The sequence below is a fragment of the Steroidobacteraceae bacterium genome (assembly GCA_041395505.1).
Classification (GTDB): Bacteria; Pseudomonadota; Gammaproteobacteria; order Steroidobacterales; family Steroidobacteraceae; genus JAWLAG01.
Window position 1 is genome coordinate 672,259 of record JAWLAG010000001.1, and the last position, 12,470, is coordinate 684,728.

A 12,470-nucleotide genomic window follows, 5' to 3' on the forward strand; every position below is an offset into this window, starting at 1 on the left:
AGGGACGGACGCTGAACCTGCAGCCCGAAATTGCAAACCTCGGAGCCGCAGTCAATGCAGGGCAATCCATTGTCCGCCCGCGACTGGGGATGAAACCAATGAAAAAACTATTCCGTCGATGGGTCACCGCCGGGCTGAGGCTTGCGCTTGCCACGGCACTTGCCGTGCTGGCCGCACCGCTCGCGCAGGCGGTCGATATCAGCAACCAGGCCGGCACCTTGACCGGCAGCTGGGACACTACGGTCTCCTATGGCCAGGCGTGGCGGGTCGAGTCGCGTGACTGCAATCTGATTGCAACCGCCGATGGCGGCTGCGGCCGATCGCCGAATATCGATGATGGCAACATCAACTACGACAAAGGCGCTTTCAGCAGTGCGTTCAAACTGTCGACCGAACTGTCGCTGAAGTTCAAGGAGATCGGCGCATTCGTGCGTGCCTCGGGCCTTTATGACATCGACGTCGAAGACGGCAATACCGACCGCACGCCGCTTGGCAAGCGGGCCAAGGAGCTGGTCGGCAGCTATACGCGCCTGCTGGATGCCTTCGGCTACTGGCGCTTCGGCGGTTCGATGCCGGGCGAGCTGCGACTGGGCCGCCAGGTTGTGAGCTGGGGCGAGAGCACCTTCATACAAAACGGCATAAGTGTCATCAATCATTTCGACGTATCGGCACTGCGCGTTCCCGGCTCGGAATTGAAGGAAGGCTTCCTGCCGCAGGAGATGGTCAATCTCTCGTTGCAGTTCTCGGAAAACGTCAGCGGCCAATTCATCTATATCACGGACTGGAACGCCACCATTCCGGAGCCCGTCGGCAGCTATTTCAGCACCAACGACTTCGCGACGCCGGCCGGCGAGAAGGTCATACTCGGATTCGGCGCGTTTTCCGACCAGGGTGTCGATTTCCGCCCCCTGGGCGGCAGCCTGATAGAAGATTTTCAGGCGGTGGGCCGCCGGCCGGACCGTACGCCGAGCAACAGCGGTCAGTATGGTTTCAACGTCAAGTTCTACTTGCCGAATTTCAACAACGGCACGGAGCTCGGACTTTACTTCCTCAATTACCACAGCCGCTTGCCGGTCATCTCGGGCGTGACCGGGTCTCAGGCCGGCCTTGGCAATGCCTGGGGCGCTTTGAATGCCGTAGGCGGGGCCGCGCAGGCGCTGGCCGCGGGGTTGCCCATCGACTCGGCGATTGCCACTGCGGCGGCTCTTGGTGCGCAACGCTCAGCGCAGCAGGGTGGCAATCTCACGCTGGCCCAGGCGCTGGAGTACGCCACAATTGGTGCCAATACGGCCATCGCCCGCGGCGATGTGACGGCGCAGGCGACCAACATCGCGACCCACGAGTATGCGAAGACGGCCGGCTATTTCAACGAATACCCGGAGGACATCAAACTCATCGGTCTGTCGTTCAACACGCAGATCCAGACGGGTGGCATCGCGCTGCAAGGCGACCTGACCTACCGCCAGGACGTACCCCTGCAGTATGACGATGTCGAGTTGCTCTTTGCCGCGCTCACGCCATTCGAAGGCGGACTCGCGGCGCTGCGGGGAACGCCGCTGCCACCTACCTGCCTCGCTGCGGCGCCGACGATTTCGCGTTGCAACCAGTTGGGCGCATTCGGGCTCGACCAGGAAATTCGCGGCTGGGGACTACACGACACCTGGCAATTCCAGACCACTGCGACGAAGACGTTCGCGAACGTGCTGAAAGCCTCTCAGGCGGTACTGGTGTTTGAAGCGGCTGTCACCCATATCCCTGATCTCGAAGACAAGCTCACGGGTGGTCCGGTCGGGCGCGGTCTGCGCTACAACGGGCCTGGAACGTCGGTCAGTGGCAATGCGGAACTCGCCAGCCGGCATTTCAATGAAGTCGAGCCGCAGAATCGCTTTGCGGACGCCACCTCCTGGGGTTATCGGCTCGCGGGCCGGCTCGAATATCCGAACCTGGTGGGTGCCTGGAACGTGCTGCCGCGCTTTTCGTGGCAGCACGACGTTTCCGGCACGACGCCGGGGCCGGGCGGCAATTTCGTGGAAGGCCGACATGCGCTGACGCTGGGCGTGTCCGCGAACCTGCAGGCCACCTGGGACGTCGACGTTTCCTACACGACCTTCGGCGGTGCGGGCCGCTGGAACGACTTGAACGACCGCGACTTCATTGCCGCGGCGATCAAGTACTCATTCTGAGCACCAACGCGGAGGGAAGCTCTCATGAACAAGACTCAAATCGCAATTGCGGGTGTGGCAATGGCGTTTACGATCGCGGCGCATGCGGCGATCAGCGCCCAGGAAGCGGCGAAACTCGGCGCCGAGCTCACGCCGCTCGGCGCGCAGCAGGCGGGCAATGGTGGCGCGATACCGGCCTGGGATGGTGGCTTGACCTCGGCCGCAAAAGCGGGCTTTCCGAATTTCAAGGCCGGCGGGCATCACCCTGATCCCTACGAAAAGGACAAGCCGGCGCTGACCATTACGCAGGCGAACTACAAGCAGTACGCGGACAAGCTCACCGAAGGCCACAAGAAGCTGTTCGCGACCTATGCCGATTACAAGATGCTCATTTACCCGACCCGCCGCAGTGCCGCGGTGCCGCAGCGCATCTACGATGCGACCAAGCGCATCGCCACCACGGCAGCGCTCGCACCGGGCGGCAATGGCGTACTGAACGCTGGCGAAGGCATCCCGTTTCCGATCCCGAAGGAGGGCGTCGAAGTTTTCTGGAACCATGTGTTGCGCTACCGGGCTGACGCTGCGCAACGGACCATCGGCCAGGCACCGGTCACTGCGAGCGGCAGCTATACGATGGTCAAATTCCGCGACGAGTTCCTGTTCCCGTACTCGGAAGCGGGCGCGCGCTCGGAGAATCTCAACAACATCATTGCCTACTTCATCCAGGAGACGATTGCGCCAGCGCGGCTCGCCGGCGAGATCCTTTTGGTGCACGAGACGCTCGATCAGTCCAAGGAAAACCGCAAGGCCTGGGTCTACAACCCGGGCCAGCGGCGCGTGCGGCGCGCGCCCAATGTCGCTTTCGACAATCCCGGCACGAATTCCGACAACCTGCGCACGTCGGACCAGTTCGACATGTACAACGGCAGCCCGGAACGCTACGACTGGAAGTTGGTCGGCAAGCGCGAAATGTACGTGCCCTACAACTCCTACAAGCTGCACAGCAATACCGTCAAGGATCGGGACATCCTTGCCAAGAACCACATCAACCAGGATCTCGCCCGCTACGAATTGCATCGCGTGTGGGTCGTCGACTCGACCCTGAAGGCGGGCGTGAGCCATCTGTACAAGCGACGCACGCTTTACGTCGATGAGGATTCCTGGCAGATCCTCGCGGTCGATTGCTACGACCGACGCGATCAGCTGTACCGCGTGCAGGAAGGCCACGTCATCAATTACTACGACCGTCCCACGCTCTGGACCACGTTGGAGCTTGTCATGGACCTGTCGAACGGCCGCTACCTGGCGCTCGGTCTGGATAACGAAGAGCCGCGAACCTACGACTTCACGATCAAGCGCACGCCGGCCGATTATCAGCCGAGCGCACTGGCAAGACGCGGAATTCGTTAACCCGCCGACGCGCTGCGAATATAACCGGCGCGGTCGCAGCCTGCGGGCGACGACCGCGCCCGACAACAAGACCACAAAGGGGGCCGCAGTGAGTTTGCGCGAACTGCTGACGCTGCTAGCTGCTTGCAGTATCTGCGCCGTACCATCCGCGCTATTCGCCGAGGTCAAACCGACGCCCGCCGAGAGCGCGCGGCTTGCGGCCGAGACCCTGTTGCAGGATGTCGCCCGCGCCGGCGAGCGGCTGGTCGCCGTGGGCGATCATGGGATCATTGTCCTGTCGGATGACGAGGGTCGCAGCTGGCGCCAGGTCGCGTCGCCCGTCGACATCATGCTCACGGCGGTCGCATTCGCTGACGCCAGTCATGGCGCGGCGGTCGGCCACGACGAAACCATCCTGGCCACCCAGGATGGTGGCGAGACCTGGCAACTGCGCCAGTTCCGGCCGGAGGCAGAGCAGCCCCTGCTCGACCTGTGGCTGTCGAGCGATGGCAGTGGCATCGCCATCGGTGCCTATAGCTCGGTCTATGTCACGAGCGATGGCGGAGCGAACTGGACCGCGCGGCCGCTCGATATGCACGCCTCGGCGACCGCCGACGGGGCGAAACTTGCGGTCGCGGCCGAAGAAGAGGACCTTCCGCCCGATTATCACTACAATGCGATCGCTGCGAATTCCGCGTACCTCTACATTGCGGCGGAGGCGGGGCAGGTCTATCGCTCCGACGATCGCGGCCTGACCTGGCATTCATTGCCAAGTCCCTACAACGGGTCGTTCTTCGGTGTCCTGCCACTCGCCGGCGATTCGGTCCTGGTGTTCGGACTGCGTGGCAATCTGTTTCGTTCGGATGACGCGGGCGCGAGCTGGCGGGCAATCGAAACCGGCACCGTGGCCATGATCACCGATGGCGTCGCAATTGGCGATGACGTCGTGCTGACGGGATTGTCGGGGGTGCTCCTGCACAGCGCCGATGGCGGGCGTACCTTTGCTCGAGTGCAGAGGGATGACCGCCAGGGTATCGCCGCCATCGTCACCATCGGGGATCGCGTGGTGACGGTTGGCGAGGCAGGCGCACGGAGCGATCCGCGTGAGCGTGTCCCGACAGCACAGGTGCCGCGATGAGTGAGAGCAGCTTTACGGGTCGCCTGGAGCGCTTGATCTTCGGGCATCGTCTGGCGGTGCTGCTGGTATTTGCCCTGCTGACGGCGTTCATGGCGTTCATCACGCTGCGCGGCCTGCGTATCGATGCATCCTTCCAGAAGCAGTTGCCGCTGCAGCACGAGTACATGCAGACCTATCTCGCGCACCAGGCCGAATTCGGCGGCGCCAATCGGGTGCTGATCGCGCTGGTCGCACGCAATGGCGACATGTTCACCCCCGAATTTTTTGCTGCGCTCAAGATGGCGACCGACGAAGTGATCGTCATGGACGGTATCGACCGTGGTCGCGTGCAATCGTTGTTCACGCCCAATGTGCGCTATCTCGAGGTTGTCGAAGACGGCATCGAGGCGGGCAATGTCGTTCCCGCCAACTTTACGCCGACGCCTGAGGCACTGGCGGAGGTTCGCGAGAACATTCTCAAGGCCGGCATCGTCGGTCGGCTGGTGGCGAACGACTTCTCGGGCGCACTGGTCAGCGCCATCGTGCTCGAGCAGGATGCTACCGGCAAGGCCGTGGATCCGATAACGATCGCGCGCGAACTGGAAACGAGGGTCCGCGATCAGATACAGGGCGAGCACGTGGCGGTTGCGGCCGCCGGATCGGGCAACGGCGTCGAAGTACACATGATCGGCTTCGCGAAAGTCATGAGCGCCATCGCCGACGGCGCGACTTCGGTTGCGATTTTTGCCATCGTCACCATTTTTCTCACCTTGCTTGCCGTGTGGATCTACTGCCAGTCGTTCCGGGTCGCGCTGGTGCCGGTCATTTGCTCGGTCATTGCCGTGATCTGGCAGCTCGGCATGCTGGTATTGCTGGGTTTCGGCGTCGACCCGCTCGGCATCCTGGTGCCTTTCCTCATTTTCGCCATCGGCGTGAGTCACGGCGTGCAGAAGATCAGCGCCGTGGCGGATGCCGCGCGCGAGGGACTCGGCAGCATGGACGCAGCGCGCCGGACCTTTCGCCAGTTGTTCTGGCCGGCTGTCATTGCGCTGCTTGCCGATCTCGTCGGATTCGTGACCATACTCATGATCCCCGTGCAGGTCATCCGCGAAATGGCCATCACCGCCAGCATCGGCGTGGCGATCGTGATCCTGACGGACCTGGTGCTGCTGCCGGTGCTGGTGTCCTTCGTGTCCTTCGGTGATGCGTTCCGGCGCCGGGTGGAGCGCAGGCAGGAGCAGCTCGCACGCTTCTGGCACCGGCTGGCGCGCATTACCCGGCCGGTACCGTCGCTGGTCATCATCGGTATCGCGGGCCTGCTGGCGATGGCGGGATTCTGGAAGGGCCGGGAGACGCCCATTGGTGACACCCAGGCCGGCGTGCCCGAATTGCGGCCGGATTCGCAGTACAACCTCGACACCGACGTCATCACGCGCAAGTTCTCGATCGGCGTCGATGTGCTTACGACCATCGTCGAGACGGACCAGCCCGCCTGCGTCAGCTACGAGCTCATGACCGGAATCGACCGCTACGCCTGGCACATGCGCAATGTCCCCGGCGTGCAGCAGGTCGTGGCCTTGCCCGGCGTCGCCAAGATCGCGATTGCCGGCTGGAACGAAGGCGCATTGAAATGGCGCGCCATTCCGCGCAATGAATCGCAGCTGGCGCAAAGTACCCGCTACATCGAGACCAGTACCGGACTGCTCAATGCCGACTGCGATGTCGTACCCGTCATGCTGTTCCTTGACGACCACAAGGCCGGAACGATCGAGACCGTGGTCAAGGCAGCCAAGGCCTGGCGCGCCGAGCATGCGCCCGAAGGTGCACGCTTCCGGCTCGCGACCGGCAATGTCGGCGTGATGGCCGCGACCAATGAAGAGGTCAAGGCCAAGGAGTTCTGGATCCTGGGTGGCGTTTTTGCGGCGGTATTCGTCATGTGCCTGGTGACTTTCCGCTCCTTGACCGGGGCGCTGCTCGTCGTCGTGCCGCTCGCGCTGGTGTCGGTGCTTGTCTATGCGGTCATGGCACTCGTGGGCATCGGCCTCAAGGTCTCGACGCTGCCCATGGTTGCGCTTGGTGCCGGCATCGGCGTGGACTACGGCATCTATCTCTTCAGTCGCATGCAGGAGTACCTGCACGCCGGCGATGACGTTCCGACGGCCTACGAGAAAACCCTGCGCGTGACGGGTGCCGCCATCATCTTCACCGGTATCACACTCGCGATCGGCGTGGTGACCTGGGTATTCTCGCCGCTGAAGTTCCAGGCCGATATCGGCATCATGCTCACCTTCATGTTCCTCGTGAACATGCTGGCCGCCATGATCCTGTTGCCGGCGCTCGCACGCTGGTTCATCCGGCCCGCGCGGGTTCGCACCGCGACGACATGACGCCGGAGGAGTTTCGCCGCTTCGGTCATCAGTTGATCGATCTGATTGGCGATTATCGCGAAAGCTGCGCAGCAGGTGATCGGCCCGTCCTCGCCGCACAGCAGCCAGGCGCATTGTTGCAGGCACTGCCCGATGAGCCGCCCGAGTCCGCCGAACCCTTCGCTGCGGTGCTTGCAGACCTCGAGCGGTTGATACTGCCCGGTTGCACGGGTTGGCAGGACCCGCGCTTCTTTGCTTTCTTCCCAAGCAACAGCCTGCCTGCCGCGGTGCTCGGTGATCTCGCCAGTACGGGCCTCGCGCAGCTCGGTCTCAACTGGGAGGCAAGCCCCGCACTGACCGAACTCGAGCAACGCATGTGCGAGTGGATGCGCCAGGCGCTCGCACTGCCGGCCAGTTTCGGCGGTACCATCACCGATGCGGCCTCGAGCGCTACCCTTGTCGCTGCCATTTGCGCACGCGAGCATGCGCTCGGGTTCCCGGCGAGCGGCAGTGGTTCGCAGCAACTCGCCCATCCGCTCATCGTCTATGCGAGCGCGCAAAGCCATAGCTCGGTTCAAAAAGCGGTGCTGCTCGCGGGCTACGGCCAGGAAAACCTGCGCATCATTGCCGTGGACGGGAAATTCGCAATGCAACCCGATGCGCTCGCGCAGCAGGTCCGCGCTGATCTCGCGGCGGGCCTCAAGCCCTGCGCCGTGATCGCCAGCTGCGGCACCACGGCCACCACGGCGCTCGATCCCATCGATTCGATCGCCGCCGTGTGCGCCGAGCACGGACTGTGGTTGCATGTCGATGCGGCAATGGCGGGCTCGGCGATGATCGTGCCCGAGTATCGCTGGATGTGGCGTGGTATCGAACGGGCCGATTCACTGGTGATCAATCCGCACAAATGGCTGGGCGCGAGTTTCGACTGTTCGCTCTACTTTGTCCGCGACCCCCGGTTACTGATGCGGGTCATGTCGTCGAATCCGAGCTACCTGCAATCACCGCAGGATACGGCCACACGCAACTACCGCGATTGGGGCATACCACTCGGCCGGCGCTTTCGCGCGCTCAAGCTGTGGTTTCTCCTGCGCGAGCAGGGACTCGCAGGGCTGCGCGCGCGTATGCGCCGCGATGTCGCCAATGCGGCCTGGCTTGCCGGGCAGGTTGGCGCGAGCGAGCACTGGCGTGTACTGGCGCCGGTCCCTCTGCAAACGGTCTGTGTCCGGCACGAGCCGCCGCAATTGTCCGGCAGTGCGCTCGATGAACACACGCATGGCTGGGTGCGCGAGATCAACGCATCAGGAGAGGCCTATCTTACTCCCGCGAAACTCGGTGATCGCTGGATGGTCCGGGTTTCAATCGGTTCGGCTTCGACGGAGAGACGGCATGTCGAAGCTCTTTGGCAGAATATGCAACGCGTCGCGAATCGGAGGTTGACAAAATGACGATCAGGAAGAAATCCACCGCACTGCTGCTCGGCAGCAGCCTGGTTCTCGCAGCGCTCGCAATAGCGCAACAGACACCGGCTGATCTCAAGACCGAGAAGATCACCGATGGCGTCTACATGCTGGTCGGCTCCGGTGGCAACATCGGCGTGTCGGTTGGCGCAGATGGGGTATTGATCATCGACGATCAATTCGCCGAGAGCGCGCCGGCGATCAGGAAATCGCTCGCGGCGCTGAGCGGGAAACCGGTTCACTTTCTCGTCAATACGCATTGGCACGGCGATCACACTGGCAGTAATGCCGCATTTGGCTCGGACGGCGCGGTCATCGTGGCACACGACAATGTGCGGCGGCGACTCGGCATGCAGCAGATCAGCGGTTTCGACGGCAAACCCATACCGCCCGCGCCGGATGTTGCGCAGCCGACGGTCACCTATGCCAGTGGGGCGGCACTGCACTACAACGGCGAGGATTTCGAGCTCGAGCACGTTGCCAGCGCGCATACGGACGGGGATACGATCGTCCGCTTCATCAACGCGAACGTCGTGCACATGGGCGACACCTTCTTCAATACCATGTACCCGTTCATCGATACATCGAGCGGCGGTTCCATAGACGGCATGATCGCGGCCGCTGACCATGTCCTCGCCGCGATCAATGACGATACCCGCATCATGCCCGGCCATGGGCCACTGGCGGCCAAGGGCGACCTCGTCGCCTATCGGCAGATGTTGCAAGCGGTCCGCGACAATATCGCGGCCCTGATCCGGGCCGGCAAGTCGCAGGACGAGGTCATCGCAGCAAAGCCAACCGCCGATTACGATGCGGCCTGGGGGCAGGGCTTCATTAAGCCCGACGTTTTTGCCGCGCGGGTCTATGTCGATCTGCGCCGCAGCCTGCACGAGGGCTGAGGCGGGAGGAAAAAAACGGGCGTGCTGGAAGGCACGCCCGTCCCCATTTTACCGCTTCCGGCTCCAGGGTAGGTTTTCAATCATCTGCGCGGTAGCCGGCGCGGCCACGATTCTTCCAGCCGCGCACTTCCAGGATCACGCCGTGACCGGTGACATTGTGTTGCACGCTGAAGAAGTACCGGGTGCCATCGGCATTGAACACGCCACCGGTGCTCTCGGCGCTGAGGTCGTTCAACGTGGCGATCTTTGCGCAGGCATCGGCCTGCTGATCGGCGTCGGCGCCATCGTCGGTGCAGGCCCAGATGTCATTGTTGCGTCCAAATCCCGGACCTTCGCCGTCCTCGTGCAATAGCCAGTTGCCGGTGCCGGGTTGGTAGGCGATGTTGTCGGGCATGGCAAAGTCTTCGAAGTGCGCCACCAATGGCTGGTATTGCGGAGTCGAAGTGCCGGGTCCGTTGTTGATCGTGTACGAGATGCCACCGCTGACCTGAGTCGTGGTGGCGATGGCCGCGGCTTCATCGAGCAAACCGTCGCTGATGCAGAAAGTCTCGCCGTAGTTCAGTGTCTGCCCATCCTCGCCGGTATTGGTGCCGCAGATGCGCACCACCGATCCGGCCAGCGCACCCTTGTCGATGTCATTGTCCTCCGGGCGGTAGTAGGTCGTCAGTTTCAGCAGCGGCGCAGCGGCACGCAGATTGCTGCGACTGACAGTCGATGAGCCGATGACCTGGCCGTCGACGACCTCGACCCACACACCGTTGCCCGACTGGTTGCCCTGCCCGAAGTCCGTATTGCCGCTGCGTGCCCCGATGCGCAGACCGAATACACGGCCGCTGGCGAGCGGCGATTGATTGAGATTTGCGATGGGCGCACCACCCGCGTAGGCCAGATCCGGGATGAACTTGAAATAGGCTCCGCCTCCGTTGCCATTGCCCGGACGATTCTCGTCGCCATAGTAGGTGACGCCATTGGGGAAGACCGAGATGCCCTCGAAAGACAGACGGCCGATCGCACTGCGATGGACGATATTCTGCGGATTGCTGCCGCCGGAGACGCTGCCATCGGCGGCGACCACGACATCGGTCGTGTTGAGCGGATCGATGAGCTCGAATACGCGCCCGGATGAGCCGGCTTCCTCCCCGAAAACGATCGTGCCCCAGGCGGTTGCTTCGACCGGATCGCAGGAACTCAGCCCGCTCTTGACGATATTTTCGACTTGGCCGTCGCGCAGGCGTACCCGCTGCAGGCCCACTTGCGCAGTGCCTTGCTCGTTGCAGGCGATGAGGTGGGTGGGGTTGGCATCATTGGGCCACAACGCCATCATGTCGATATTGGCGCCAAGCGCCGCATCGGCGCTGACAACGCGCGCGCGCAGGCCGCGGGCCAGGGTCACAAGCGCTGTCGGATCGGCATCCGCTGCTGCGGCGCTGATGCTCGCCGTCGATGAGGCTTCCAGTACGCCCGAGGTACCGAAAAGCTTTTCCGATTTGTCGGCAATCAGGCGCTCGACCGATTGCCCGAAGTCCGGACCTGCGGCAAGCGCGCTTGCACTCGCCAGTGATCCGGCCAACAAGACTGCAAACTTCTTCATGTGTAACGACTCCCAATGCTCGTAAGGTTCGGGAACAAGTACCCGGATTCCAAGCTAAGTCGCTGTCATGACAATCCGGCGAACCGGACATGAAAGTTTCGTGTCGGTCAGGGTCGATCGGCGTAAGATGATTTCGCCAACGACAAGGATGTTGGCGCGACCGGCAAGGGGGTTGCAGTCAATTCCCCAGTGCAGGAGGCGTGATGACGGCCATGAAGCAAAACAGTTCGGGCCCGGCGGGCCAGTGGCATGCGGTGAGCGTCGTGCCGCATCAGGGAAGTTGCGCGGCTGCGGTGCTCCTGCGTCATGAGCGATTTCTCAGCCGCGAGGCGCCGCCCTTGCCGCTGGCCAAGTGCAGCTGCCCGGGAACCTGTCCTTGCACCTACCGCCATTTCAGCGACCGTCGCCAGGGTCCGCGGCGCGGCGCGCTGATCACCGGCGCAAGGGACAGGCGCAGCGATACAGCCGAGCGGCGCAATTCGCGCGGCCGGCGCAAGGGCGATCAGCGCTGATTCACCTCAGGCTGCGTGGCCCGATTCAAGCGCATCGAGCTGTGCTTCCGTGCGTTTTTTCTTCTCGAGGAGGCGTTCGAGTTGGCTGCGCAGCTCCGTCGGGTTGGCCTGCGCTCCGTCTACGTCCGCGGCGCTCAGCTGCTGGCGCAGCCAGCTGATCTTCTCCCGCAGCGCCGCGTAGCGCAGCTCGAGTTCGCTCAATCGACGCTCGATGACGCTTTCACTGATATCCGCCATGGCATTCTCCCAATCGCAGGATCGGTCGACTGCCACCATGCGCTCAGGTGCCGGCTGGCACAAAGTGCCCGTTCCTGTATTTGCGGAACAATTCGCGGCCCGGCGGGTCCGCAATCCCAAAACGCGCGCCCGCGCACGCGGGCGATTTGACGTAACGCGTGTCGCGGTCAGGCCTTGGGCTTGACCCGTGGCGTACCCAGGTAGTCGCGCTTGCCGAGGTTCACACCTTGCCAACGCAGGATGTCGTAGGCGGTGGTCACGTGAAAGTAGAAATTGGGCTGGGAGAACGACAGCAGGAAATTCTCCGCCGTGAATTCCAGCCGGTAGTCGCCGATTTCGAATCGCATGTCCCGGCCCATGAAGCCATCGAGTTCGGCGGGCTTGATCTGTGCGAGCGCCTCGCTCGCCGCGCTGACCTTGGCACGCAGGCCATCGAAATCCACCGGTGGTGTGGTGCGGTCCGGGGAAAAGACGCCCTTGCGCAGTCCTTCGATGGCGCCGATGGAATGCACCGCCGTGGATTTGATCTGATAGGCAAAGGGCAACATGTCGGGCGCAAGTTTCGCCTGGATGAGCGCGGCGGGATCCTGTCCCTTTTCCTTACAATGTGCCTCGGCTTTGTCGAGGAGGCCACGGACTGCACCCAGCATCTGCTGGTAGCCGGGCACGGTGGCCAGATACAACGAAAACGACATGGGTTACCTCAGCTTGAAAGTGATTCGATCGCGACCGCCAGG

The 12,470-nt window shown here is 62.9% G+C and carries 10 protein-coding genes; 7 read left to right on the forward strand and 3 right to left on the reverse strand.

The features are described 5' to 3' along the window. The first annotated feature begins 98 nt into the window (after window positions 1–98). The 6 genes from R3E77_03105 (at window position 99) to R3E77_03130 (ending at window position 9,393) form a co-directional block, all read left to right on the forward strand. Window positions 99–2,183 (forward strand): DUF1302 domain-containing protein, encoded by a 2,085-nt coding sequence (locus R3E77_03105; GenBank protein ID MEZ5498401.1) that lies wholly within the window; start codon window positions 99–101, stop codon window positions 2,181–2,183. A gap of 24 nt (window positions 2,184–2,207) precedes the next feature. Further along, complete coding sequence (locus R3E77_03110) at window positions 2,208–3,572, forward strand: DUF1329 domain-containing protein (protein ID MEZ5498402.1); 1,365 nt, start codon at window positions 2,208–2,210, stop codon at window positions 3,570–3,572. An 88-nt stretch (window positions 3,573–3,660) separates the two neighbouring features. Beyond that, window positions 3,661–4,689, forward strand: coding sequence for a YCF48-related protein (locus R3E77_03115; protein ID MEZ5498403.1), 1,029 nt, complete (start codon window positions 3,661–3,663; stop codon window positions 4,687–4,689). After that, window positions 4,686–7,055, forward strand: coding sequence for an MMPL family transporter (locus tag R3E77_03120; protein MEZ5498404.1), 2,370 nt, complete (start codon window positions 4,686–4,688; stop codon window positions 7,053–7,055). Before R3E77_03115 ends, R3E77_03120 begins: the two co-directional genes overlap by 4 nt. Next, the gene (locus R3E77_03125; protein MEZ5498405.1) at window positions 7,052–8,482 is read left to right on the forward strand and encodes a pyridoxal-dependent decarboxylase; all 1,431 of its coding nucleotides are present in this window, start codon (window positions 7,052–7,054) and stop codon (window positions 8,480–8,482) included. The genes R3E77_03120 and R3E77_03125 overlap by 4 nt, the downstream gene beginning before the upstream one ends. Then, complete coding sequence (locus R3E77_03130) at window positions 8,479–9,393, forward strand: MBL fold metallo-hydrolase (GenBank protein ID MEZ5498406.1); 915 nt, start codon at window positions 8,479–8,481, stop codon at window positions 9,391–9,393. Before R3E77_03125 ends, R3E77_03130 begins: the two co-directional genes overlap by 4 nt. Window positions 9,394–9,469: 76 nt before the next feature. On the opposite strand, the gene R3E77_03135 is transcribed toward R3E77_03130, so the two are convergent. Continuing rightward, the gene (locus tag R3E77_03135) at window positions 9,470–10,984 is read right to left on the reverse strand and encodes a DUF839 domain-containing protein (GenBank protein ID MEZ5498407.1); all 1,515 of its coding nucleotides are present in this window, start codon (window positions 10,982–10,984) and stop codon (window positions 9,470–9,472) included. A 203-nt stretch (window positions 10,985–11,187) separates the two neighbouring features. On the opposite strand from R3E77_03135, the gene R3E77_03140 reads away from it, so the two are divergent. Next, window positions 11,188–11,496: a hypothetical protein gene (locus R3E77_03140; GenBank protein MEZ5498408.1), complete on the forward strand. Its 309-nt coding sequence runs from the start codon at window positions 11,188–11,190 to the stop codon at window positions 11,494–11,496. Between the two features lie 6 nt (window positions 11,497–11,502). Here the strand turns inward: R3E77_03140 and R3E77_03145 are convergent, their stop codons facing one another. Together R3E77_03145 and R3E77_03150 are read right to left on the reverse strand one after the other, a co-directional pair. Next, window positions 11,503–11,733: a hypothetical protein gene (locus tag R3E77_03145; protein ID MEZ5498409.1), complete on the reverse strand. Its 231-nt coding sequence runs from the start codon at window positions 11,731–11,733 to the stop codon at window positions 11,503–11,505. A 167-nt stretch (window positions 11,734–11,900) separates the two neighbouring features. After that, window positions 11,901–12,428, reverse strand: a complete 528-nt coding sequence (locus tag R3E77_03150; protein ID MEZ5498410.1) for a DUF1993 domain-containing protein — start codon at window positions 12,426–12,428, stop codon at window positions 11,901–11,903. Between the last annotated feature and the right edge of the window lie 42 nt (window positions 12,429–12,470).